Below are 22,622 nucleotides of genomic sequence, written 5' to 3' on the forward strand. Positions count from 1 at the left end.
CGAACGAGCCATACCTCATCGTTTCGTGCTCACCGGCCAACACAAAGGACATCCATCGGCATTTCGCAACAGCCACTGAGCGCGCGTTCTCGTGCACAAGCCGCTCGCCTAGACTCACCCCTCGTGAGCAAGAGCCCGTTGCGGCGGTTGGCCGACCAACTCGTCCTGACCACCATGCGCCCGCCCGTGGTCCCCGAGTTGCTGCAGTACCAGCCCGGCCGCGACATCGTTGACCTGCGGGGTAAGCGCATCCTGCTCACGGGCGCGTCATCGGGGATCGGCGAGGCGGCCGCGGAGAAGTTCGCCCGCCGCGGCGCCATCGTGGTGGTGGCGGCACGCCGACAGGAGCTGCTGGACGCGCTGGTCGACCGGATCGCCGACGACGGCGGGGACGCCAGGGCACACGCCTGCGACCTGTCGGATCTCGAGGCGGTCGACGGGCTGGTCGAACGTGTCGTCACTGAGCTCGGAGGCGTCGACATCCTGATCAACAATGCCGGCCGGTCGATCCGCAGACCGTTGGCCGAGTCGCTGGACCGTTGGCACGACGTCGAACGCACCATGGCGATCAACTACTACGGGCCGTTGCGACTGATCCGCGGCCTGGCGCCGGGCATGCGCGAGCGGCGCGACGGCCACATCATCAACGTGTCCACCTGGGGTGTGCTCAGCGAGTCGTCGCCGTTGTTCTCGGTGTACAACGCGTCGAAGGCGGCGCTGACCGCGGTGAGCCGAGTCATCGAAACCGAGTGGAGCGCTGACGGAGTGCACTCGACCACGCTGTTCTATCCGTTGGTGCGCACGCCGATGATCGCCCCCACTCGCGCCTACGACGGATTGCCGGGGCTGTCCTCCGACGAGGCCGCCGAGTGGATGGTCGCGGCCGCCAAGACCCGGCCCGTGCGGATCGCGCCGCGGATGGCTGTCAGCGCCCAGGTGCTCAACAGCTTCGCACCCGCGGTCGTCGACGCCGTGATGAAACGGCAACGCCTACAACCGAACAAGTAAATGCCCCACCCCGACATCGCGACCGTCGCCGACATCGCACGCGTCTTCGGCGCCGAACGTCCGGACGCGGTCGCATTGATCGCCGGTGATCGCACCACGACGTTCGGTGACCTCCATACCCGGTCCAGCCGGGTAGCCCAGGCGCTGCGCGCCGCGGGTGTGGGGTTCGGCGACCGGGTCGCGTTCATCGAGAAGAACGGCATCGAGTTCTTCGAAGTCGCCTGTGCACTGTCCAAACTCGGCGCGGTGGTGGTGCCCGTCAACTGGCGACTGGCACCACCCGAGATGCTGCACATCATCGACGACGCCGACGCAAAGGTGGTGATCGTCGGCGCCGACTTCTTCTGTCACGTCGAGGCGATCGAGGACCGGCTGACGGCACTGGTCGTCGCCGTCGGCGAGCACCCCCGGTGGCCGGAGTTCGATCGCTGGATGGGCGCCTATCCCGCCGACGACCCCTGCGTCGCAACGCATCCCGACGATGTCGCGTTCGTGATGTACACCTCCGGCACCACCGGTGCGCCCAAGGGCGTGATGCTGACCAACGACAACTACTTCTGCAAGGCCACCGGGATCGCCGACAAATGGCGCTTCGACGCCGACAGTGTGAGCCTGGCCGTGATGCCGATGTTTCACATGGCGGGCTCCGGCTGGGCACTGGTGGGTCTGTGCGAGGGCGCGCGCACGGTCGTGCTGCGCGACGTCGACCCGACCGCCATCCTCGATGCCGTTGCGCAGCACGGTGTTACGAACATGCTGCTGGTTCCGGTGGTAATCCAGCGACTGCTGGAAACCCGAGGCGTGGAGACGACGGACTTCTCGGCCCTGCGCGCCATCGTCTACGGTGCATCGCCGATCACCGACGACGTCCTTGTCCGGGCGCTGGAGCGGTTCAACTGCGATCTGCTGCAGGTGTACGGGCAGACCGAAACCACCGGGTCCATCACCCAACTCGACCGTCACGACCCCGAACTGCTGCGCTCCTGCGGTAAGCCGTTCGGGTGGGTCGAGGTCCGCATCGTCGACGACGCCGGCCGCGACATCCCCACCGGGACCGTCGGCGAGCTGTGGACGCGCTCGCGCCAGAACATGCGCGGCTACTGGAACAACCCCGCTGCGACGGCCGCCACCGTCACCCCGGACGGATGGTTGAAGACCGGCGACGCCGGTTACGTCGACGCCGAGGGTTATGTGTACCTGCACGACCGGGTCAAGGACATGATCGTGTCCGGCGGCGAGAACGTGTACCCGACCGAGATCGAGAACGTTCTGATGACACATCCGGACGTCGCCGACGTCGCGGTGATCGGCGTTCCGGACCCGACGTGGGGTGAGGCGGTGAAGGCGGTCGTGGTGCCCGCGGCGGGCTGCTTCCCCGGCGAGGCAGACCTCATTGCGTACGCCCGCGAGCGGCTGGCCGGGTTCAAGCTACCCAAGTCGGTGTCGTTCGCCGAAGACCTGCCCCGCACCCCCAGCGGCAAGATCCTCAAGCGTGCGCTGCGGGAACCCTATTGGGAAGGTGTCGGGCGGCGGATCGGCTGAGCGTGATAGACACGATGTCATGGAGATTCTGGCCAGCCGGATGCTCATTCGGCCGGCGGACTATCAGCGTTCCCTGACGTTCTACCGCGACGAGTTGGGGCTGGCGATCGCCCGCGACTACGGTGCGGGCACGGTTTTCTACGCCGGCCAGTCGTTGATCGAACTCGCCGGCCACGGTGGCCCGCGGGCGGGCGGCACGATGTGGCTTCAGGTGCGCGACGTGTACGCCACCGAGAAGGAACTGTCGGGCCGGGGTGTACCGGTCGCGCGGGAGGCACGTGAGGAACCGTGGGGCCTGCATGAGATGCACGTCGAGGATCCCGACGGCGTGCTGCTGATCTTCGTTCAGGTGCCCGAGACGCACCCGCTGCGCCGCGACACCCGGCGGTGACGCCCTAGAGTTTCAGCGCGCGGGGGCCAGCGGCCAGCCGACCGAGGCCAACCGCGACGCAACCTGGTGCATCTCTTCGGGATTCGGCTCCTGCGCGGTGACCTGGTGGATCGCCGCGCGGATGTCGGCTTCGGTGACGATGTCCGAGTTCGCGCTGCGGAGCACCGCCTGCGCGGCGCTGACCACTTCGTCCTCGGCGAGCGAGCGCTTCAGCAGCGCGAGCAGCGGGAAGTAGTCCGTGGGTGGCACGCCCTCCGGATATCCGCGGCGCAGCCAGTTGAGCACGCTGTCCAGCACGGTGCGGTTCTCGGTCATGGTGTGGCGCAACTCATTTCTGCGGCATGAAGGGGAACAGGTCGATCCCCGTGTGGTGGATGATCGTGCCCCTGGTGATCCACAGCACCGCGGTGACGATCACCCATCCGACGAACACGAACAAACCGACGCCGAGGTATTTGCGGACCCGGTTGGGTGCGGTCACGGTGCCGTCGGCGGACTCGTCGCCGGCGCCGCTCGAAAAGGCCATCAAGCCGGTGGCGAACAACGCGGGCAGTCCCGCGCCCAGGACCAGCCCGACCACCAGTACCTTCAGAATGCTCTCGAGATAGGTCATCAATGTTCCTCGGCTACACCGTCGCAGGCGGCCTGGCGGGTTCGGGCATGGCTTCCTCGATGGCGGCCCGCAGTTCGGCGGGGACCACGGAGTTGGTCGCACCGTCCCACTCGGCGTTGACGTTGGTGTGGTCGACCTTCTGTTGCTGAGCACGCCACCACATGTAGAACGACAGGCCCACCAACACCAGGAAGATGAACCCGTCACCCGCGAGGCCCGATCCCGTAAGCGCCTCGACGCCGTGGGCCAGCCAGAAGGACAGCGCGCCAACGAGTCCCGCGGCCGGCAGGGTGATCAGCCAGGCCACAGCCATTCGGCCCGCCACCGCCCAGCGGACTTCGGCGGCCGGCTTGCCGACGCCGCTGCCTAGGATCGAACCGGTGGCGACGTGGGTGGTGGACAACGCCATACCCGCGGCGCTCGAGCTGAGAATGATTGCGGCCGAGGATGCTTCAGCGGCGAAGCCCTGCGGTGACTGGATCTCCACCAGACCCTTGCCCAGGGTGCGGATGACGCGCCAGCCACCGAGGTAGGTGCCGAGCCCGATCGCGACCGCACAGCTGAAGATGACCCAGAACGGCAGGCCGTTCTCCTTGACGTCGCCGCTCAGGTGCCCGGTGGTGATGAGCGCGAGCGCGATGACACCCATCGTCTTCTGCGCGTCGTTGGTGCCGTGCGACAGCGCGACCAGCGAGGCCGTCGCGACCTGGCCCCAGCGGAAGCCCTCCCGGCGGCGGCGCTCTGTCACCTTGCGGGTGATCCGGTACACCAGCCAGGTGCCGCAGGCGGCCACCAGGCACGCGATGAGCGGCGCGGCGATCGCGGGAATGAGCACCTTCTGGCTGATGCCGCTCCAGTTGACGCCTGCGGTGCCCATGGCGGCCAGGCCTGCGCCGATGAGCCCGCCGAACAGCGCGTGCGAGGAACTCGACGGGATGCCGAACAACCACGTCAGCAGGTTCCACAGGATGCCGCCGATCAACCCGGCGAAGATGATCGTCAAACCGGTCGACGCATCGATCGACGGCAGCAGGGCGCCGGTCTGGCCATCCTGGACGTTGAGCACCGAGGTGGTCACCGTGACCGCGACCTCGACCGACAGGAACGCGCCGACCAGGTTGAGGATGCCCGCCAACAGGACCGCGGTCTTGGGCTTGAGCGCACCGGTGGCGATCGACGTGGCCATCGCGTTGCCGGTGTCGTGGAAGCCGTTGGTGAAGTCGAAGGCCAGTGCGGTTGTGATCAACAGCACGAGGACGATCAACTCAGCGCTCACGGCGTTAATTCTGCGGCCATAGAGTTCGATTCACCTAATCTGCAACGCTCTTGGACCAGCGTGTCATCTGGCATTTCGCCTTCTCGGGCCATGTGTTCATCCATTGTTCACCCGCCGGCGGTCGAGCGTTTGCCGGCGACGCCGAACTCGTCTTGTCCGGTCGCGCACTAGCATCATCCAATCGGGAGTGGGTAGACCCGATGCGACACGCGGGAGGGCGCAGTGACGAAGTTTCTGGCCAAAATTGTCGCGTGGATCACAGCGGGATACCCCGAAGGGGTGCCCGGTCCGGACCGGGTGCCGTTGTTCTCGCTCCTGCGGCGGCGCCTCACCGAGGACGAGGTGCGAACCGTCGCCATGGAGCTCAAGCGGAACGGCGACTTCGACGACGCCGATATCGGAGTCCTCATCACCCAGATCACCGATGCGCTGCCGACGTCTGAGGATGTGGAGCGAGTTCGCCAACGATTGGCGGTCCGCGGCTGGCCCCTCGATGATCCACGCGACGGGGAGGGTGACCCATAGGCGTCCTGCGCGCGGTCGCGGTCGGGTCCGGTGCCGCGGCGTTGTCATTGCTGCCCGTCGTGCACGACATGCTGGCTGGCCGTGCCGCCGTGCTGCCGGTGCCTGCCGGAGACGATCGCGAATCATCTTTTCTGTCAGAGGCGTTGCGGTGCGGCGCGGAGATCGACGACGACGTGGCGGTGGTGGTGCCGACATCGGGTACTACCGGGACGCCCAAGGGTGCGATGCTGACCGCTGCCGCATTGACCGCCAGCGCCGAGTCGACACATCACCGGCTCGGCGGGCAGGGGCGCTGGCTGCTGGCATTGGCGGCCCATCACATCGCGGGGCTTCAGGTGCTGGTCCGCAGCGTCGTTGCAGGTACGACCCCGGTGGCCTTGGCGCCGACGTTCGATCCGGACGAATTGCCCTCTGCCGTCGACGCTTTGGGCCCCGGACGGCATTACGCCTCGCTGGTGGCCGTGCAACTCGACAAAGCTCTGCGCAACGAGAGGGCGGCCGACGCACTGGCCACGCTGGACGCCGTCCTGATCGGCGGGGGGCCGATGCCGGCGGGCCTGGCCGAACGTGCTGCCGCGGCGGGGATTTCGATCGTCCGCACCTACGGGATGAGCGAGACCGCAGGCGGATGCGTGTACGACGGTGTGCCGTTGGACGGTGTGCGGGTCCGGATTCGCGACAGCACGCGGCCGGTGACATCCGATGGGGGCCGAATCGTGTTGGGCGGCCGGACGCTTGCGAAGGGCTACCGCAACCCGGTTGACCCCGATCCCTTCGCCGATGCGGGCTGGTTTCGCACCGACGACGTGGGAGCCGTCGACTCCGAGGGCCGGTTGACGGTGCTCGGCCGGGTCGACGACGCGATCGGCAGCGGCGGGTTGACGATCATGCCGCAGATCGTGGAGGCCGCCCTTGCAACCCACGATGCGGTGGCCGAATGCGCGGTGTTCGGGGTGCCCGATGAGCGGCTGGGCCAGCGGGTGGCCGCGGCCGTCGTGCTCGCTACCGGACACGCCTGCCCGACGCCCGCCGAGCTGCGCGAGCATGTCACCGCGACCCTGGACGCCACCGCGGCACCGCGCGAGTTCCACGTCGTGGACCAAATACCGCGCCGCGGCATCGGCAAAGTCGACCGGCGCGCGCTGGCGGCCGAGTTCTCCAGTTAAGCCACAGGCTTGAGCGGGTCGTGACCGATCGTCATGAGCCTGTGCCGCCAGTTCTCCTGACCGGCCTTGGGCTCTAGGTCGACGCCGCGTTCGGCGTGGACGCGGTCGACGACCTTGCGCATCACGCGCACGTCCTCGTCGGTGAGGTCGACCGAGCGCTTCTGCAGGATCTCGAGCACGGCGCGGCCGGTCTCGGTGCCCGCCTGGTCGGGCATCTCTTCGGAGTCTTCAGTGGCCGACCGGGTGCGCAGCCAGTCCAGTAGTTCGCGGGACGTCATGTTGACCACGCGGTGGAATTCGTCCCACAGCGCGGCATCGACCTCGACGTGGTGTGCCATTGCACTCACCTCCGCCCGTTCGGCTACCCGGCGACCGACGGGGTTAACCCATTGCGCGGTCGAGCATGATGGACCCATGCGTCGCGAAGTCAACACGGTCGACGAGTTGCGAGCCGTCGTCGGGCGACCGGACCACTACGTCGCCAACAAGGTCAAGGACCGCCTGTCGCCGGTACAGCGCGACTGGCTTGCCCACTCGCCGCTCGGTTTCGTCGCGACGACGGATGCGCGCGGTCGAGTCGACGTGTCACCCAAGGGCGATCCGCCCGGCTTCGTGCACGTCATTGACGACACCGCGATCGCGATCCCCGAGCGGCCGGGCAACAAACGTGTCGACGGCTATCTCAACGTCCTGCAGAATCCGCATGTGGGCACGGTGTTCCTGATCCCCGGCCGTGGCGACACCATGCGCATCAACGGCACCGCCACAATCGTCTCGGACGCCGATTATTTCGACGCGCTCGCGGTCAAGGGCAAGCGTCCGATCCTTGCGTTGGAGGTTGCGGTCGAAGAGGTGTTCTTCCACTGCGCCAAGGCTTTTCTGCGTTCGGAGACCTGGGACCCGTCGACGTGGAACCCATCGGCGCTGCCGAGCGTCGCGCAGCTACTCAAGGCGATCCGGCCCGAATGGACCCAGGCCAAACTCGACGAGTACTACAGCGAGGCCAACACCCGCACCCGGCTGTACTGATTTCGGTGTAGTCCGTCGCGGTGAATGCGACGAAACTACACCGAAATCACTCAGATCTGGGTGCGGCTCGGCGAATAGGGTGATGGAATGCCGACCAGTCGCAAGGAAATCGTGGCGGTCGCCGTCGGTGTGTTGCTGGTGGTCGCCGCGTTCGTGGTGCCGCATCTCGACCTGGGGATCGTCACGCCACTGATCAACGCGACGCCAGGGCGCCTACGCCAGTTCGCCGACACCGCGCCGATCTTCGGATGGTGGAACGCACACGTCGGGTGGGGCACGGTCCCCGCGGTCGTGATCGGCGCCGCGGTGGTGTGGTGGGGGCCGAAGGCCGCGCAACGGATGTCGTGGCGTGCGTTGCCGTGGGCGACATGGGTGACGGCGTGCGGATGGGCGTTCTCGCTGGCCATGATCGACGGTTGGCAGCGTGGTTTCGCCGGCAGGCTGGTCGCTCGCCACGAGTATCTGCGTCAGGTTCCCACCGTCACTGACATACCCCATGCGCTGCGCACATTCTCCGACAGAATCCTTGATTACCAACCGGATTCGTGGATCACCCATGTGTCGGGCCATCCCCCTGGGGCGCTGCTCAGCTTCGTCTGGCTTGACCGCATCGGCCTCGGTGGCGGCGCGTGGGCCGGCCTGCTGTGCCTGCTGGTGGGGTCCAGCGCCGCAGCCGCCATCCTCGTCGCGGTGCGCGCACTGTCGGGGGAAGCGACCGCGCGGCTGGCTGCCCCGTTCGTCGCCGTTGCGCCCACAGCGATCTGGATCGCGGTGTCGGCCGACGGCTACTTCGCGGGAGTCGCGGCGTGGGGTATCGCGCTGCTGGCGATCGCCGTCGGGGGCACCGCGAGATGGCCCGTCCTCGCTGCGGCAGGGGCCGGTCTGCTGCTGGGCTGGGGCGTGTTCCTCAACTACGGCCTGGTTCTGATGGCCTTACCCGCGCTCGCGGTGCTGATGTGCGCGACCGACTGGCGGGCCGCGGCCCGTGCCGCGGTTCCGGCGGTCGGGGTCGTCCTCGCCGTGGTGGCGGCCTTCGCGGTGCTGGGGTTCTGGTGGTTCGACGGCTATCAGCTGGTGCAGGAACGCTATTGGCAGGGCATCGCCAACGACCGGCCGTTCCAGTACTGGGGGTGGGCGAACTTCGCCTCCGTCGTGTGCGCGATCGGCCTCGGCAGTGTGGCCGGTCTCGGCAGGGTGTTCGACATCGCGGCGATCCGGCGTCGGCCCGGCCTGCCCATGCTTCTTCTCGGCGCGCTGCTGGCGATCCTGTTCGCCGACCTGTCGATGCTGAGCAAGGCCGAGACCGAACGCATCTGGCTGCCGTTCACCGTCTGGCTGACCGCCGCCGGCGCACTGCTACCGCCGCGGTCACACCGCTGGTGGCTCGGCGTCAACGTGGTGGGCGCCCTGCTGCTCAACCACTTCATTCTGACGAATTGGTAACGGACGCTGGTCGCCACGCACATCCGTAGGACATTGCCGGGACCCTGGGACCGTGCAACCCGGCGACCGGCCCCGGGTGCAGCGGGTCATCCGCTGGCGTAGCCCGGCTGGTCGCTCTTGAACGTCCACGATGTTCGGGGTCGGCGCCGTCGTCTACGCCGTACGGCTGGGCGACGGCCAGGAACTAAGCCAGTGTCAGGCTGGCGACCACCCGCTTGCCGATCGGATGGACGCGGGTTAACGCCAGGCCCGCGGTCTCGGCGACCTCGGCGGCGCAGTCGATGCCCACCGACGCCCACGGAAACCACGGGCCGACGACACGCGACGACTCGAGCCGGACCCAGCGGTTGCGCACACCCTGTGTCAGAGCCTCGAACTCGGCGATGCATCGACCGCCTCGGCGCAACAACTCCGCTGCCCTGTGCAGCATCCGGAACGGGTCGCCGCCGAGGCCCACGTTGCCGTCGGCCAGCAGCACGGTCTGCCACCGCCCGGTCGCGGGCAGCTGCCCGAACACGTCGCGGCGCAGGACGGGCGCGCCGTTGCGTCGCGCGAGCCCGACCGCGGTCGCGGACTGGTCGACACCGAGCGCAGGTATGCCCCGGCGGATCAGCTCTATCACCAATCGTCCTGGGCCGCAGCCCAAGTCGATCGTCGGCCCTTCGCACAGCCCGACGACGGCGCGGTCGAAGCGGCAATCGGCGTGCGCGCCTCCGATCCAACGATGCACGGGAAGGGCACGTACCTCACCGTCGTCGCTTCGGATCCAGCACTGCTCACCGTCGAGCGCGCAGTCGTAGAGGTTGCCCAGCATCAGGCGAGCACCGACTCGGCAGCCAGAACGAACCGGCTGTCCGGCGCGCATCGCCGGCGCACCGCGTCGATGTCGGCGAGGGTGTCGAAATCGGCGAGCTCGTCGAGCAGACCGACGTCTATGCCTTTGCCGCGCAACGCCTCCAGGGTCAAAGCGCCGGTCTCGGACCGCGACATCGGCACGCTCTGCAGGCATTCGGCCATGGACGGGTGCGAGACACCCAACACCCACCACCCGCCGTCGGTAGCGGGTCCCAGGACCGCGTCGCTTCCGATCAGCACTTGGCCGCATTCGGCGAGTAGCCCTGCGGTGACCTGCGGGGTGTCCATGCCGATCTGCAGTACCGGGCCGCCGGCAAAAGCGTCGGCGTGCGCGTTGGCCAGTCGCTGGGCGAAGTTCGCGCCACGTTGAGGTATCACCGTGAATCCGGCTAAACTGCAGGCTATTTCGTCACCCCGGCTCGCCTGCTTGAGATCGCCGGTCATCGCGACGACCCTGCGTCCGACGGGCGCGGCGGTGACGGCATCGAGGGTGTCGAGCAGCGCGGCGGCGGCGAGGTCGGCGGCGGCGGCGTCGCCGATCGTCGCCGCGAGCCGGGTCTTCGCCAGCCCCGCCACCGGCGCCTTAGCCACCACCAACACCGTCACCGCCAGCACCGTCACGAGATCACACGCCAGAAGTCGAAGGCGGCCACAGCGCTGCCGCGCACCGATCCGCTGACCTTGGACCTGCCGCCGGTGCGCGCGCGGTAGTCGACATCGCGCTCGACGACGCGCCACCCGGCGGCCGCCGCCCGAACCAGCATTTCGAGGGGGTACCCGGAGCGGCGGTCGCTGACGCCGAGAGCGAGCAGGGCGTCGCGGCGGGTGACCCGCATCGGGGCGATGTCGTGTACCGCCAGGCCGTGGCGCTGCCGTAGCCGCCAGCACACCGCCGCGGTGCCGAGGCGGGCATGCCACGGCCACTTCAGCCCCGGCACCGGCCGGCGCCGCCCGATCGCCATGTCGGCCCCGTGGTGGAGGTCGTCGACCAGAGCGGGCAGGTCACGGGGATCCAGCGAACCGTCGGCGTCCAACACCGCCACGATGGGCGTCGTCGCCGCTACCACCCCGGCGTGCACTGCGGCGCCGTAACCGGGCCGCTTCTCAGGTACCACCTGCGCTCCATGCTCCCGGGCGACGTCCGCGGTCGCATCGGTGCTGTTGTTGTCGACCACCAGCGGCCGGTATCCGTCCGGGATCGCCGCAAGAACGCCCGGCAGCGACTGCGCCTCGTTGAGACACGGCAGCACCACGGTCACCGAACAGTCGGGCATGGGTTCGAGGCTAACCAGCCCCTGACCGCGCCGACCAGTGGATCAATGACGGATCCGTGACATCGGCGCAGGTAGTCGCCGGACGGGACTACCCTCGGAAACTGTGACGCGGGTATTGATCGCCGACGACGACAGCGTCGTGCGTGATGTCGTGCGTCGCTACCTCGAGCGCGATGGGCTCGACGTCGCGATCGCCCACGACGGAGCCGAGGCCCTGCGGCTGCTCGGCTCCCAGCACATCGATGTCGCGGTGCTTGACGTGATGATGCCGGGCCCGGACGGGCTGACGCTGTGCCGCAACTTGCGCCAGCGCGGCGGATACACGATGCCGGTGATCCTGCTGACCGCGCTCGGCGAGGAGGACGACCGCATCGCGGGCCTGGAGGCCGGCGCCGACGACTACCTGACCAAACCGTTCAGCCCGCGCGAACTGGCGCTGCGGGTGCGCTCGGTGCTGCGGCGCGCGCCCGCACCGACCGGCCGGCGGGCGTTGGACATCGCGGTCGGCGGCCTGACCGTGTCGACGGCCGCGCGCACCGTGACCGTCGACGGGCAGCCGGTGTCACTGACCAACCGCGAGTTCGACCTGCTGCTGTTCTTCCTCACCCACACTGACGTCGTGTTCAGCCGCGAGGAACTGTTGAAACAGGTGTGGCACTGGGATTTCGGCGACCTGTCGACGGTGACCGTGCACGTCAAGCGGTTGCGGTCGAAGCTCGGTGAGCACCACAGGGTGCATACGGTGTGGGGCCGAGGCTATCTGTGGAGCAGCGAGGCCCGCTCGCCGGAAGGGCAGAGCGCCTAGTGCCGTCCGACCTCTGGGACATCATCGGGTTGGCGCTGGCATGTTCGGTTCCCGTGGTGCTCGCGGGCGCACTGGTCATTCGCCTGGCCCGGTCGTGGTCGCTGGCGGTGAGCATGGTGGCGCTGGTGCTCATCCCGGTGTTGGCGACGTTCACCGGTGTGCTCGGCGCAAGCCGCTTCATGATCACCGAAACCTTCGAGAAGACCGCGATCGTCCTGGTGATCGTCTCGGTGGTGACGATCCCCGCCGCGGTGATGCTCGCGCGCTATCAGGCCCGTCGCACCGTGTGGGAGCAGGAGATCCGCGAGTCCGAACGGGCCGCCGAGCAGTCGCGCCGCAGGCTGGTCGCGTTCGTCAGCCACGATCTGCGGACCCCGCTGGCCGGGATACGGGCGGTGTCCGAGGCGATCGCCGACGGCGTGGTGCCCGACGCCGAGGTCCGTGTACACGCCAAAACCATTGAGCAAGAGTCGGTTCGGCTCTCCGAGATGGTCGACGACCTGTTCGAGATGTCGAAAATCAACGCGGGTGCGGTCCAACCGGTGTTCGACAAGGTGGCGCTCGACGAGGTGGTCGACGATGTGCTCACCGCACACCGGATCACCGCCGAGCGCGCGGGAGTGGCGTTGACGGCCGAACTGCCGGAGGCGCCGGTGCGGGTGCTGGGCAGCGACCGCGCGTTGGTGCGTGTGCTGTCCAACTTGGTGGCCAATGCGATCGCCCACACCCCGGAGGGGGGCCGGGTGTCGCTGTCGCTGGGCTCGGACGAGAACGGTGCGTGGGCGCGCGTCGACGACACCGGCGTCGGCATCGACGAGGCCGACCTCCCGCGGGTTTTCGACGTCGCCTATCGCGGGTCCAACGATCGCGTGCCGCGTGCCGATTCGTCGCTGCCCAGTGGGTCGGGGCTGGGGCTCGCGATCGCCGCGGGCCTGGTGCAGGCCCATCGCGGGACGTTTTCCGCCCGCAACCTGGGCACGGGCGCACGCTTCGAGGTGCGGCTGCCGCTGGCGACGGACTGATTTACACCGTCGCTGGTCGTTGAGCGGCGCATTCCACGACCGTGGCTTCTCGCTCGACCGCCTGGGGCTTGTTCTTGAGTGATCACTCAAGTAAAGTCGTTGACCTCATCCCCCGAGGAGGTTCGCGATGACTACACGAAGCGCCGACAAGGCGGTGCGCAAGTTCAAGTTCGAGCGGCAGCTGGGACGCGTCCTGATGAACCCGGTGGTCGCCGCGCTCGACCGCATGGGCATCCGGTCGTCGTTGGTGGTCGACCTCGAGACGATCGGACGCAAGAGCGGGCAACCGCGGCTCGTACCGCTGGCCGGCCGCGCCGACGACACCGGCGTATGGGTGATCTCGCAACACGGCCGCCGCGCGGGCTGGGCCTACAACATCGCGTCGAACCCCAGAGTGCGCGTCCGCGTCAACGGCGAATGGCGCACGGGCACCGCGACGTTCGAGCCCGACGACGACGTGCGCGCCCGCGCCCGCACCTTCGGCGGCGCGGGCAGGCTCGGCCGGTCGGTGACCGCGTTGACGATGCGGGCAATGGAAAGCGACCCGATCTCGGTGCGGATCACCTTCGATGCTCGGTGATTTCGGTGCATTATCGATCGCTCTGCGATACGTAGCGCACCGAAATCACCCCACTAGTCGGGTAGCGAGTTGCTCAGCCGTTCGGTCGCGGCGACGTAGTCCTCGATGAACTCACGCACCACCTCGCGCGCCGGTTTGACCTTGTTCATCAGTCCGACACCCTGTCCGACGAAGTACGTCGCCAGCGCCTGGGCGCCGGGATGCCCCTGCGCGGCCAGCACATCGATGCGACGCACGACGGGCTCGGCGAGCATCGACTGCAGTGGAAGCGGCAACGGCTTCTGGCCGCCTTCGTTCGGTAGCCACGCCTGTGTCCAGTCCGAAACCAGTTGGCGCGCAGGCTTTCCCGTCCGACCCGCCGAACGGACGGTGTCGCGTGACGAGGCGGCCAGGAACTTCTCCTTGGTGTAGGGCGCGGTCTCCGCCTCTTCGGTCGTCAGCCAGACCGAACCGGTCCAGGCGCCGGCCGCGCCCATCGCCACCGTCGCGGCCATCTGCCTGCCCGTGACGATCCCGCCCGCGGCGAGCACCGGGATGTCGCTGCCGATCGCCGCCAGCGCCTCCAACACCTCGGGTACCAGCACCAGCGTCGTCACCTCACCGCAGTGCCCGCCGGCCTCGGTGCCCTGGGCGACGATCAGATCGACCCCCGCCTGCGCCTGCTTGACGGCGTGCTCCTTGGCGCCGACCAGCGCGGCCACCGGCACGCCGTTCTCCTTGCCGGCCTTGATCATGTAGTCGGGCGGGACGCCAAGCGCGTTGGCGATCAACCGGATGGGGTGGTTCATCGCCACGTCCAGCAGGTCTTTGCCCGTGTTGCCCGAGAGGGCGGCGTTGCCGAACCGCGGCGCCTCCTCGGCCTCGATGTCGTGTGCGGCCAGCAGCTCGGTGACGAAGCCGCGGTATTCGTCGGGGATCCGGCCCGCGAGGTCGCTCATCGTCAGATCCTCGCCCTTGCCCTCGTAGCGGGCCGGGACGATCAGGTCGACGCCGTACGGCTTGCCGCCGACGTGGTCGTCGATCCAGGACAGCTCCTGGTCGAGCTGCTCGGGTGTGTACGCCGTCCCGCCCAGCACGCCGAACCCGCCCGCGCTGGACACCGCGGCCACCACGTCGCGGCAGTGGCTGAACGCGAACAACGGGAAGTCGATGCCGAACTGCTCACAAATTGCTGGTTTCACCCGGCCAGTATGGCTAGGCCGGTTCACGCCCGAGACAGGAGCCGCCGGATCGCGTCGAGCATCTGCTTGCCGGCGAGCAGCTCGAGGTCGTTGTGCCCGGCGCCGGGCACCAGCTCGTAGCTCTTCGGCTCGTTGGCCGCGTCGTAGAGCCGTCGGCTCATCGGCTCGGGCACGACGTCGTCGCGGTCCCCCGCGATCACCAGTAGCGGCGCGCGCACCGACGGGATCCGTTCCAGCGACGGATAGCGGTCCAGCAGCAGCCACCGCACCGGCAGCCACGGATAGTGCACCGCCCCGACGTCGGGTAGCGAGGTGAACGGTGAACGCAGCATCAACGCATGCGGCGGTCGCTCGACGGAAAGACCGACAGCGACTGCGGCGCCGAGAGATTCGCCGAAGTAGGCGATCTCGTTCACCCCGTCCTGTGCGGCCAGCCACGACTGCGCGGCCCGCGCGTCGGCGGCCAGACCGTCCTCCGACGGGCGGCCCGGATTGCCCCCGAAACCGCGGTAATCCACCAGCAGCGCCGAGGAGCCCATCCGGTTGAGCGCCACGGCCAGCGGCGCGCGCATCGACCGGTCCCCGCCGTTGCCCGGCAGTACCAGCACGGCGGGACCGTCCCCCTCAACCGGGAAATACCATGCGTCCAAACGGATTCCGTCGTCGGTTTCGATCACCACGTCTTGTCCGTTGCGCGCCACCGTGGCGGCGGACGGCACGGGACCCGGCGACGGGAAGTAGACCAACCGCCGCTGCTGAGACCACAGCAGACCCATCAGACCGGACGCCACGAGCGTGACGATAACGACAACGCGGACGGTGCGGTGCATCAGGTCCGCAACGGCGCGAACGCGAACTCGCGCAACCCGTCGAGCGGGTCCACCGCCGCGGAGAACCTGAGCACCTCGGCGGCGCGCGCCGGGTCAGCGACGATATGGCGGACGTCTCCGCTGCGGTACTGGCCGGTGACCACCGGCGGAGCGTCGCCACGCGTCTCGCACAGTGCGGTCGCCACCTCGAGGATCGAGATCGGTCGTCCCGAGCACACGTTGAACGCGTCGAATCCTCCCCGCTCAAATTCCACGGCCGCGACGTTGGCCGCCGCCACGTCGTCGACGTGCACGAAGTCACGCATCTGCCCACCGTCCTCGAAAACACGTGGCACATCGCCGGATTCGAGCTCGGAGCGGAAGATCGCGGCCACGCCGGAATACGGGGTGTCGCGGGGCATGTAAGGGCCGTAGACGTTGTGGTAGCGCAGCGCGGTAACCGCGCCGCCGACGGCCTCCGCCCACGCGAGCGCGTAGTGCTCCTGCGCCGTTTTGCTGGCGGCGTACAGGCTGCGGGGCCGCAGCGGCGCGTCCTCGGCCACCAGTCGCCACTGGACGATCTCGCCGCACACGGGGCACCGGTGCTCGAACACGCCGGCGTCGAGGTCGGCGCGCGTGCGCGGATGGGGGTCGACCGGTCCGTGCTCGGCGCAGTCGTAACGGCCCTGCCCATAGACCACCATCGACGACGCCAGCACCAGTCGTTGGCAGCCCGCCGCGAACATCTCGGCCAGCACCACCGTCGTCCCGTAGTCGTTGTGCGAGCCGTACGAGGGCGCGTCGGCGGCGTTGACACCCGCACCGACCACGGCCGCCTGATGGCACACCACCTCGACGCCCTTCATCAGCGGCGCCAGCGCGGACGCGTCGCGGACGTCGACCATCCGGCAGTCCGGCGGCGGTTCGGCACCCGGCCCGTGGGCGGCGGGGAGCATCGCATCGACGGCGATCACGTCGTGTCCCGCGTCGCGTAGCGCCTCGTGGATCCGGGCCCCGATGAATCCGGCCGCGCCGGTCAGCACGACTCTCACGGGAGTTCGAACGGCAGTCGGACACCCTCGTGCGCCAGGCAGTGCGTACAGGAATTCACCTCGGCCGTGTTTGCAGTGTTTTCGATGGCGTCGTGCACGAGCTTCTTGAACGGCACCAGGTTGCGTTGGAACTCGGCGAACACGTCGACAGTGCGCACGGCCGTACCGCTGTCGATGCCGGCATCCAGATCAGTCACCAATGCGATTGGTGCATAACACATCTCGAGTTCACGAGCCAACACTGCCTCGGGGTAGCCGGTCATGTTGACCAGGGTGAAGCCCTGGTTGGCGAACCACCGACTCTCGGCGCGGGTGGAGAACCGCGGCCCCTGCACCACCACCATGGTTCCGCCGTCGACGACGCCGGGCAGGTTGGTGGCCGCCGCGCGCAGGCTCGGGCAGTACGGGTCGGCGAACGCGACGTGGATGCCGCCGGAGTCGAAGTAGGTGTCGACGCGCCCGCGGGTGCGATCGACGAGCTGGTCGGGCACCACCATGGCCCCGGGCCCGAGGGCGGGGGTGAGGCTGCCGACCGCGCACGGCGCGAAAATGCGTCGCACCCCGAGGGAGCGCAGCGCCCACATATTGGCCCGGTACGGCACCGTGTGCGGGGAGAACTCGTGGTCGGCGCCGTGGCGCGGCAGGAACGCCACCTCGTGCGCGCCCACGGCGCCCACGGTGATCGCGGCGCTCGGCGCGCCGTAGGGGGTGTCGACGGTGACGCTGCGGGCGTCGGGCCCGAAGAAGCTGTAGAAACCGCTCCCGCCGATGACTCCCAGCACGTCTACGCGGGCGGTTGGTCGTCGGTCTCGTCGACCTGTTGCGACGCGCGCCGCACGGTGTCACGGATCTCGAACGCGTCGGTCGCGAAACCGCCGATCGCATTGGCGACGTCCTTGACCGCGGTGGTGACGATCGACACCACCTCGCCGACGGTCGATACGCCGGAGTCGAAGATCTCCTGCACGGCGTCCTTGCGGATCTCCGCCTTGCTGAGTCGGTCCTCCATGCGCTCAGTCTGCCACGGCCTGCCGCCGTGCGAGACTGGCGCTCGTGGCGACATTCGCGCAATGGGTCGAGGGCGCTCGGCCGCGCACGCTGCCCAACGCGATCGCACCTGTGATCGCGGGCACCGGTGCCGCGGCGTGGTTGCAGGCCGCGTGCTGGTGGAAGGCGCTGCTCGCATTGGCGGTCGCCGTCGCGATGATCGTCGGGGTCAACTACGCCAACGACTACTCCGACGGCATCCGCGGCACCGATGACGTCCGCGCGGGCCCCCTGCGGCTGGTCGGTTCCAAGGTCGCCACGCCTCGGGCGGTGTTGACCGCCGCGGTGGTGAGCCTGGCTGTCGCGGCGATCGCGGGGCTGGTGCTGGCGGCGGTGAGCGCGCCGTGGCTGATCGCGGTCGGCGCGGTGTGCATCGCCGGGGCGTGGTTGTACACCGGCGGGTCGAAGCCGTACGGCTACGTCGGACTCGGCGAGGTCGCGGTGTTCGTGTTCTTCGGGTTGGTCGCGGTGCTGGGCACCCAGTACACCCAGGCGTTGCGGATCGACTGGGTGGGCGCCGCGATCGCGGTGGCGATGGGGTCCATGTCGTCGGCGGTGTTGGTGGCCAACAACCTGCGCGACATCCCGACCGACAAGGAGTCGGGGAAGATCACGCTGGCCGTACGACTCGGCGACGCGCGGACCCGGCTGCTGTATCAGCTGCTGCTGGTGGTGGCGTTCGCGTTGACGTTGGCGCTGATGCTTGCGACGGCGTGGGCGGCTGTCGGCCTGGTGGCCCTGCCGCTCGCGGTGCGCGCGGCGGCACCGGTGCGTCGAGGCCGTGGCGGTAAAGACTTGATTCCGGTTCTGCGTGACACGGGGTTGACGATGCTGGTGTGGGCGGTCGCGGTGGCGCTCGCGCTGGCGCTCGGGTGATCTCACGCCGCGCGAGCGTGCGCGAAATGTCGGGATTTCGCGACGTGTCGTGTGCCAACACGCACGCTCGCGCTGAAGTTGACTAGGTGACGTCGGTCGGGGCGTCGGTCACCTTGACCAGCGTCACCTCCGGCTTGGCGGGTACCGCATCGGCGAGGAACCACCGGAACGCCAGGTTGCCGCGCGGATAGTCCACGGTGGTAATGGAATTCGGGTGCGCGGTCATACCGCGGGAGATGACGGCGGTGATTGAACCGTCGGAGTTGGGCACCGCGCTGTAACCGTTGATCGACGTCCTGGCGTCGGTCACACCCGCCATGAACTGGTTCCACACGACGAGGTTCCAGAACCGACAGGCGGGGGGCCGGTGCGTGACGACGAGTGCCTCGTCGTCGGAGAGCACGAAGCTGCCGTAGGAGTAGCACGCGTCGCGTGCCGACCACCCGAAGTTCGCGTCGGGCACCTGGTACGGGTCGGCGAATTCGTTTGCGGCCTGGGCGATCTCGTGACCGAGCGTGTGGGCGTCGTCGACTCGCACACCGACCGCCAGCGGCAGGATCGCGAACATCGTGCGCAGCCACGCCGCGCTGGACCGCAGCGCCGCTGCGGTCTCGGCGTCGCCGTGCCGGATCGGGTCGGGCTCGTCGAGCGCCTCGATATGCCAGGACACTGGGCGCCCCGTCAGCGGGTCGGCCTGGTAGTCGCGGGTCACCAGCACCACACCGCCGTCGGTCGGGCCGTATTCGAAGGAGAAGTTGCCGTCGGCATCAAACTCGAGGTCGTCGTCGCGGACCAGCGCGACGATCCGATCCGACCACGCGCCGGGGGACGGCTCGTTGTAGGCGGTCACCGAAAAGTAGACGCTGTCGCCCCTGTTACCGCTGATGCGGTAGCGGCGCTTCGGGTCGACCGGGCACATGAAGTAGAAGGCGTCGGTGTTGTCCCCGCCCCAGCGCCGGTCGCGACGGAACGGGGTGTTGAGCTCGACCCACACGGGCCGGCTCGGCTCGGCGAAGAGATATGTGTCGAACGCGACGCCGAGCGTGGTGGCCAGCATGCGGTAGCCGTCGGCAACGTGACGGTCGTCGGAGACGGCGCGGTCCCCTTCGAGGAAGCTGCGGTCCAGGCCGCCGAGGGTGTCGAGCAGTTCTCGCCACGCGCTCGTCGATTCGTGCGTCATGCGCTGATTCCTCTCGTGATGAAAGTGGCGGTCCGGTCCACCCACGCGTCGTCGAGTCGATCTGCTCGGGTGATCAGGCACAGAAACGTCATGCCCGCCATGGCCTCGACGACGTCGGCGGCCGACACCTCCGGCCGTACCTCGCCGCGGGCCGCGGCCGCGTCGAGCCGTTCGGTCAGCCCGCGCGAGAGCACGTGCGAGAAGCGCTGCAGCAGCGCGGCGTGCAGCGCGGGATCGGCGGCCATCTCCGCGACCAGGCCCGGTAGTGCGGCGCGCGCGGCAGGGGTGGTCAGCACGCCGACCGTGCGGCTGACCATCTCACGGATGTCGCCGGCCAGCGAACCGGTGTCGGGGAGCTCGGTCGCCGTTCCGAGCGGAAACACCGCCTCGTGCACGAGGTGCGCCTTGCCCGGCCAGCGGCGGTAGATGGCCGGCTTGCTCGTGCCGGCTCGCCGGGCGATCGCGTCGACGGTGAGGTCCGCGTAGCCGGTGGACCCCAGCAGCTCGACCGTCGCGCTCAGCACTGCGTCGTCGATGCGCTTGTCGCGGGGTCGGCCAATTTCCGTCGTCATTACGAAACTGACAGTAACATAACTAGCTGTGACCGACATCTCATCAGCATCGCCCGTCGTTCTCGACGACCTCGCCGACCCCCGCTTCCCCGCGGCGATCCAGCCGATTCGCGACATGATGGCGGCGATGGCGCCCGAGTGCCCGCTCGACGCGGAGGCCCTGCACATCAAGGCCAGCGCGGAGACCGGGCTCGACGACTTCGGCCCCGACGATTACCGTGAGCGCCTCGACGTGTATCTCGCTGCGCTGCAGGAAATTCCAGGCCTGAGCGACGCCGGTGTGGTGAACTTCCACGCGCAGCTGGTGCAGTTGCTGAAGAACCGTCTGCTGCTCACCGATCTGCTGACCAGACATCCCGAGATCCACGACGTCGAATTGGCGCCGCCGGTCGTCATCGCCGGACTGCCGCGTACCGGAACCACTCACCTGCACAACCTGCTGGCCGCGGGGCCGACCTTCCGCACCCTTCCGTACTGGGAGAGCAACGAACCGTTCCCGCTGCCCTCGGAAGCCGGAGCTGAACCGGACCCCCGGCGCACCCGGATGGATGCCGCGGTCGACTTCATGAACGCGGTCATGCCGCATTTCGCGCTCATGCACGAGATGACGACCGACCACGTGCACGAGGAGATCCAGCTGCTGGCCAACGACTTCAGCTCGATGCTGTTCGAGACGTTGGCGCATGTCCCGCGGTGGCGCGACTACTACCTGTCCCATGACCAGACGCCCCACTACGAGCACCTGGCGCTGCAATTGAAGGCGCTGCAATTCCTGCGCGGGGGCAGGCGGTGGCTGCTCAAATCCCCGCAACACCTCGAGCAGCTACCGGTGCTTGACCGGGTGTTTCCCGGCGTGGTGGTGATCACAACCCACCGCGATCCGGTTCCCGTGGTGCTGTCGATGCTCGCGATGCTGACCTACTCCGCGCGCATGCACTGCGCACCGGTACCGGTCGAGGACATCGCCGCATGCTGGATCGACCGCCTCGAGCTCATGTTGGCCGCGTTGATCCGCGATCGTGACGTCATTGGGCCCGAGCGCTCGATCGACATCCGGTTCGACGACTTCATGGCCGACGAAATGGGCACGGCGGCATCGGTTTACGCGCTCGCCGACGAGGTGATGATCGAGGAGGCCCGCGCCGCCATGGCCGAGTACCTCGTGGAACACCAGCGGGGCCGGCTCGGGCGGGTGGCGACGTCGCCGGAGATGTTCGGACTCGACCCCAACGAATTGCAGGCCCGCTTCGCGCCGTACGTCGAACGCTTCCTGACGTAAGCCCTCTCGCGGCTGTTCGCCGGATCAGCGGTGTGTGAATACCCTGGCCCGGGTATCCGCATCCGGCAGCCGGAGACGAGAGGCATCCATGACCGCAGCACGAACTCAACTCGACCAGCGCGATCTCGCAGGAGCGCAGCGCGTCGTCGCGGCGGTCTCCGACGCGTTCTCGGCCAAGGTGGTCGGCCAGGAGAACCTACGCGAGTCGTTGCTGATCGGCCTGCTCGCGGGCGGTCACATCCTCATCGAGAGCGTTCCGGGGCTGGCCAAGACGACCGCCGCACGCGTGATCGCCGAAGCCATCGACGGCGGGTTCCGACGCATCCAGTGCACGCCCGACCTGCTGCCCAGCGACATCATCGGCACCCAGATCTACGAGTCCGCGACCAATTCGTTCGTCACCCAGCTCGGGCCGGTACACACCAACATCGTGCTGCTCGACGAGATCAACCGGTCGAGCGCCAAGACGCAGAGCGCGATGCTCGAGGCGATGGAGGAGCGTCAGACCACGATCGCGGGCACCGAGTATCCGATTCCCGAGCCGTTCCTGGTGATCGCGACGCAAAACCCCGTCGACCAGGAGGGCACCTATCCGCTGTCGGAAGCCCAGACCGACCGGTTCATGCTCAAGGACGTCGTGCACTACCCCACCCCCGAGCAAGAGGTGGAGATGATGTCCCGGATGGACGCGGGGCTCTACGACAAAGAGCGCCGCAGCAGGCCGGTCGCCGGCCTCGACGACATCCGCCGGCTGCGCGCGGTCGTGCGCCACGTCCACATGGACCGCGCGCTGATGCACTACGCCAGCCAACTGGTCACCGTCACCCGTGAACCCGAGCAGTATCTTCCGCGCCAACTGGCCCGGTTGATCGAGTACGGCGCCAGCCCTCGCGCCACCATCGCCTTCTGCAATGCCGCCAGGGCGCTGGCCCTGCTGTCCGGCCGCGGGCATGTCATCCCCGGCGACATCGCCAAGCTCGCCCACCGGGTGCTGCGGCACCGGCTCATCCTCGGTTTCGAGGCCGCCAGCGCGAACGTCACCCCCGAGCTGATCATCGACGCTGTGCTGCAAGCGGTTCGAGTGCCGTAGGGCCGGT

At 68.4% G+C, this 22,622-nt stretch carries 27 protein-coding genes; 13 read left to right on the forward strand and 14 right to left on the reverse strand.

Annotated features, from left to right (window positions below):
- Positions 1-123 precede the first annotated feature (123 nt).
- The 3 genes from AU192_RS21910 to AU192_RS21920 are packed head-to-tail and all read left to right on the forward strand — an operon-like array spanning position 124 to position 2,941.
- A complete protein-coding gene (locus tag AU192_RS21910; RefSeq protein WP_064399636.1) occupies positions 124-1,008 on the forward strand; it encodes an SDR family oxidoreductase in 885 nt (294 codons plus the stop codon).
- Positions 1,009-2,550 carry a long-chain-fatty-acid--CoA ligase gene (locus AU192_RS21915; RefSeq protein WP_064399637.1) on the forward strand — a complete coding sequence of 514 codons (1,542 nt, stop codon included), beginning with the start codon at positions 1,009-1,011 and terminating at the stop codon, positions 2,548-2,550.
- A gap of 19 nt (positions 2,551-2,569) precedes the next feature.
- Positions 2,570-2,941 (forward strand): VOC family protein, encoded by a 372-nt coding sequence (locus tag AU192_RS21920; protein ID WP_064399638.1) that lies wholly within the window; start codon positions 2,570-2,572, stop codon positions 2,939-2,941.
- Between the two features lie 12 nt (positions 2,942-2,953).
- On the opposite strand, the gene AU192_RS21925 is transcribed toward AU192_RS21920, so the two are convergent.
- The 3 genes from AU192_RS21925 to AU192_RS21935 are packed head-to-tail and all read right to left on the reverse strand — an operon-like array spanning position 2,954 to position 4,830.
- Complete coding sequence (locus AU192_RS21925; protein WP_064399847.1) at positions 2,954-3,256, reverse strand: DUF3349 domain-containing protein; 303 nt, start codon at positions 3,254-3,256, stop codon at positions 2,954-2,956.
- Between the two features lie 13 nt (positions 3,257-3,269).
- Positions 3,270-3,554 (reverse strand): hypothetical protein, encoded by a 285-nt coding sequence (locus AU192_RS21930; RefSeq protein ID WP_064399639.1) that lies wholly within the window; start codon positions 3,552-3,554, stop codon positions 3,270-3,272.
- 13 nt (positions 3,555-3,567) lie between these two features.
- Positions 3,568-4,830, reverse strand: coding sequence for an inorganic phosphate transporter (locus tag AU192_RS21935; protein WP_064399640.1), 1,263 nt, complete (start codon positions 4,828-4,830; stop codon positions 3,568-3,570).
- 222 nt (positions 4,831-5,052) lie between these two features.
- Between AU192_RS21935 and AU192_RS21940 the strand changes: the two genes are divergently transcribed.
- Entirely contained in the window at positions 5,053-5,355 is a 303-nt protein-coding gene (locus AU192_RS21940; protein WP_064399641.1) for a DUF3349 domain-containing protein, read from the forward strand.
- Between the two features lie 47 nt (positions 5,356-5,402).
- Positions 5,403-6,521 (forward strand): o-succinylbenzoate--CoA ligase, encoded by a 1,119-nt coding sequence (gene menE, locus AU192_RS21945; RefSeq protein ID WP_207544979.1) that lies wholly within the window; start codon positions 5,403-5,405, stop codon positions 6,519-6,521.
- Here menE and AU192_RS21950 read toward each other — a convergent pair.
- Positions 6,518-6,859: a DUF3140 domain-containing protein gene (locus AU192_RS21950; protein ID WP_064399642.1), complete on the reverse strand. Its 342-nt coding sequence runs from the start codon at positions 6,857-6,859 to the stop codon at positions 6,518-6,520. The two genes, menE and AU192_RS21950, sit on opposite strands and share 4 nt — an antisense overlap.
- Before the next feature lie 76 nt (positions 6,860-6,935).
- Here AU192_RS21950 and AU192_RS21955 point away from each other — a divergent pair, with 76 nt between their 5' ends.
- Together AU192_RS21955 and AU192_RS21960 are read left to right on the forward strand one after the other, a co-directional pair.
- Positions 6,936-7,550: a pyridoxamine 5'-phosphate oxidase family protein gene (locus AU192_RS21955; protein WP_064399643.1), complete on the forward strand. Its 615-nt coding sequence runs from the start codon at positions 6,936-6,938 to the stop codon at positions 7,548-7,550.
- A gap of 87 nt (positions 7,551-7,637) precedes the next feature.
- Positions 7,638-8,993, forward strand: a complete 1,356-nt coding sequence (locus AU192_RS21960) for a hypothetical protein (protein WP_064399644.1) — start codon at positions 7,638-7,640, stop codon at positions 8,991-8,993.
- Between the two features lie 184 nt (positions 8,994-9,177).
- Here AU192_RS21960 and AU192_RS21965 read toward each other — a convergent pair whose 3' ends face one another.
- Genes AU192_RS21965 through AU192_RS21975 form a run of 3 tightly spaced genes read right to left on the reverse strand, consistent with a single transcriptional unit; the run spans position 9,178 to position 11,122 of the window.
- Complete coding sequence (locus tag AU192_RS21965) at positions 9,178-9,807, reverse strand: methyltransferase domain-containing protein (protein WP_064399645.1); 630 nt, start codon at positions 9,805-9,807, stop codon at positions 9,178-9,180.
- Entirely contained in the window at positions 9,807-10,469 is a 663-nt protein-coding gene (locus AU192_RS21970; RefSeq protein ID WP_064399646.1) for a TIGR04282 family arsenosugar biosynthesis glycosyltransferase, read from the reverse strand. Before AU192_RS21970 ends, AU192_RS21965 begins: the two co-directional genes overlap by 1 nt.
- Complete coding sequence (locus AU192_RS21975; RefSeq protein WP_064399647.1) at positions 10,466-11,122, reverse strand: glycosyltransferase family 2 protein; 657 nt, start codon at positions 11,120-11,122, stop codon at positions 10,466-10,468. The genes AU192_RS21970 and AU192_RS21975 overlap by 4 nt, the downstream gene beginning before the upstream one ends.
- Positions 11,123-11,225: 103 nt before the next feature.
- Between AU192_RS21975 and AU192_RS21980 the strand changes: the two genes are divergently transcribed.
- The 3 genes from AU192_RS21980 (at position 11,226) to AU192_RS21990 (ending at position 13,529) form a co-directional block, all read left to right on the forward strand.
- Positions 11,226-11,927, forward strand: a complete 702-nt coding sequence (locus AU192_RS21980) for a response regulator transcription factor (protein ID WP_064399648.1) — start codon at positions 11,226-11,228, stop codon at positions 11,925-11,927.
- Positions 11,927-12,949 carry a sensor histidine kinase gene (locus AU192_RS21985; protein WP_064399649.1) on the forward strand — a complete coding sequence of 341 codons (1,023 nt, stop codon included), beginning with the start codon at positions 11,927-11,929 and terminating at the stop codon, positions 12,947-12,949. Before AU192_RS21980 ends, AU192_RS21985 begins: the two co-directional genes overlap by 1 nt.
- Before the next feature lie 127 nt (positions 12,950-13,076).
- A complete protein-coding gene (locus AU192_RS21990; RefSeq protein WP_064399650.1) occupies positions 13,077-13,529 on the forward strand; it encodes a nitroreductase family deazaflavin-dependent oxidoreductase in 453 nt (150 codons plus the stop codon).
- Between the two features lie 53 nt (positions 13,530-13,582).
- Here the strand turns inward: AU192_RS21990 and AU192_RS21995 are convergent, their stop codons facing one another.
- The 5 genes from AU192_RS21995 to AU192_RS22015 are packed head-to-tail and all read right to left on the reverse strand — an operon-like array spanning position 13,583 to position 17,580.
- The gene (locus AU192_RS21995) at positions 13,583-14,710 is read right to left on the reverse strand and encodes an NAD(P)H-dependent flavin oxidoreductase (protein WP_064399651.1); all 1,128 of its coding nucleotides are present in this window, start codon (positions 14,708-14,710) and stop codon (positions 13,583-13,585) included.
- Between the two features lie 23 nt (positions 14,711-14,733).
- Positions 14,734-15,540, reverse strand: coding sequence for an alpha/beta hydrolase (locus AU192_RS22000; RefSeq protein WP_064399652.1), 807 nt, complete (start codon positions 15,538-15,540; stop codon positions 14,734-14,736).
- Entirely contained in the window at positions 15,540-16,571 is a 1,032-nt protein-coding gene (locus AU192_RS22005) for an NAD-dependent epimerase/dehydratase family protein (RefSeq protein WP_064399653.1), read from the reverse strand. The genes AU192_RS22000 and AU192_RS22005 overlap by 1 nt, the downstream gene beginning before the upstream one ends.
- Positions 16,568-17,353: an S-methyl-5'-thioadenosine phosphorylase gene (locus AU192_RS22010; RefSeq protein WP_064399654.1), complete on the reverse strand. Its 786-nt coding sequence runs from the start codon at positions 17,351-17,353 to the stop codon at positions 16,568-16,570. The genes AU192_RS22005 and AU192_RS22010 overlap by 4 nt, the downstream gene beginning before the upstream one ends.
- Positions 17,354-17,355: 2 nt before the next feature.
- Positions 17,356-17,580: a hypothetical protein gene (locus tag AU192_RS22015; protein WP_064399655.1), complete on the reverse strand. Its 225-nt coding sequence runs from the start codon at positions 17,578-17,580 to the stop codon at positions 17,356-17,358.
- Positions 17,581-17,624: 44 nt separating this feature from the next.
- Here AU192_RS22015 and AU192_RS22020 point away from each other — a divergent pair, with 44 nt between their 5' ends.
- Complete coding sequence (locus tag AU192_RS22020) at positions 17,625-18,494, forward strand: 1,4-dihydroxy-2-naphthoate polyprenyltransferase (RefSeq protein WP_064399656.1); 870 nt, start codon at positions 17,625-17,627, stop codon at positions 18,492-18,494.
- 82 nt (positions 18,495-18,576) lie between these two features.
- On the opposite strand, the gene AU192_RS22025 is transcribed toward AU192_RS22020, so the two are convergent.
- Entirely contained in the window at positions 18,577-19,674 is a 1,098-nt protein-coding gene (locus AU192_RS22025) for a DUF1214 domain-containing protein (protein WP_064399657.1), read from the reverse strand.
- Positions 19,671-20,246: a TetR/AcrR family transcriptional regulator gene (locus AU192_RS22030; protein ID WP_064399658.1), complete on the reverse strand. Its 576-nt coding sequence runs from the start codon at positions 20,244-20,246 to the stop codon at positions 19,671-19,673. Before AU192_RS22030 ends, AU192_RS22025 begins: the two co-directional genes overlap by 4 nt.
- 37 nt (positions 20,247-20,283) lie before the next feature.
- Here AU192_RS22030 and AU192_RS22035 point away from each other — a divergent pair, with 37 nt between their 5' ends.
- Entirely contained in the window at positions 20,284-21,525 is a 1,242-nt protein-coding gene (locus AU192_RS22035) for a sulfotransferase family protein (protein ID WP_235630148.1), read from the forward strand.
- Between the two features lie 88 nt (positions 21,526-21,613).
- Positions 21,614-22,615 carry an AAA family ATPase gene (locus AU192_RS22040; protein WP_064399660.1) on the forward strand — a complete coding sequence of 334 codons (1,002 nt, stop codon included), beginning with the start codon at positions 21,614-21,616 and terminating at the stop codon, positions 22,613-22,615.
- The last annotated feature ends 7 nt before the right edge of the window (positions 22,616-22,622 follow it).

The organism is Mycobacterium lehmannii (assembly GCF_001499925.1).
Classification (GTDB): Bacteria; Actinomycetota; Actinomycetes; order Mycobacteriales; family Mycobacteriaceae; genus Mycobacterium; species Mycobacterium lehmannii.

Excerpts from the sequence above, each read along its gene's own strand:
- AU192_RS21915 (WP_064399637.1), top strand. The coding sequence starts at position 1,009 with ATGCCCCACCCCGACATCGCGACCGTCGCCGACATCGCACGCGTCTTC.
- AU192_RS21920 (WP_064399638.1), top strand. The coding sequence starts at position 2,570 with ATGGAGATTCTGGCCAGCCGGATGCTCATTCGGCCGGCGGACTATCAG.
- AU192_RS21925 (WP_064399847.1), bottom strand. The coding sequence starts at position 3,256 with ATGACCGAGAACCGCACCGTGCTGGACAGCGTGCTCAACTGGCTGCGC.
- AU192_RS21930 (WP_064399639.1), bottom strand. The coding sequence starts at position 3,554 with ATGACCTATCTCGAGAGCATTCTGAAGGTACTGGTGGTCGGGCTGGTC.
- AU192_RS21950 (WP_064399642.1), bottom strand. The coding sequence starts at position 6,859 with ATGGCACACCACGTCGAGGTCGATGCCGCGCTGTGGGACGAATTCCAC.
- AU192_RS21955 (WP_064399643.1), top strand. The coding sequence starts at position 6,936 with ATGCGTCGCGAAGTCAACACGGTCGACGAGTTGCGAGCCGTCGTCGGG.
- AU192_RS21960 (WP_064399644.1), top strand. The coding sequence starts at position 7,638 with ATGCCGACCAGTCGCAAGGAAATCGTGGCGGTCGCCGTCGGTGTGTTG.
- AU192_RS21965 (WP_064399645.1), bottom strand. The coding sequence starts at position 9,807 with ATGCTGGGCAACCTCTACGACTGCGCGCTCGACGGTGAGCAGTGCTGG.
- AU192_RS21975 (WP_064399647.1), bottom strand. The coding sequence starts at position 11,122 with ATGCCCGACTGTTCGGTGACCGTGGTGCTGCCGTGTCTCAACGAGGCG.
- AU192_RS21990 (WP_064399650.1), top strand. The coding sequence starts at position 13,077 with ATGACTACACGAAGCGCCGACAAGGCGGTGCGCAAGTTCAAGTTCGAG.
- AU192_RS22000 (WP_064399652.1), bottom strand. The coding sequence starts at position 15,540 with ATGCACCGCACCGTCCGCGTTGTCGTTATCGTCACGCTCGTGGCGTCC.
- AU192_RS22015 (WP_064399655.1), bottom strand. The coding sequence starts at position 17,580 with ATGGAGGACCGACTCAGCAAGGCGGAGATCCGCAAGGACGCCGTGCAG.
- AU192_RS22025 (WP_064399657.1), bottom strand. The coding sequence starts at position 19,674 with ATGACGCACGAATCGACGAGCGCGTGGCGAGAACTGCTCGACACCCTC.
- AU192_RS22030 (WP_064399658.1), bottom strand. The coding sequence starts at position 20,246 with ATGACGACGGAAATTGGCCGACCCCGCGACAAGCGCATCGACGACGCA.
- AU192_RS22040 (WP_064399660.1), top strand. The coding sequence starts at position 21,614 with ATGACCGCAGCACGAACTCAACTCGACCAGCGCGATCTCGCAGGAGCG.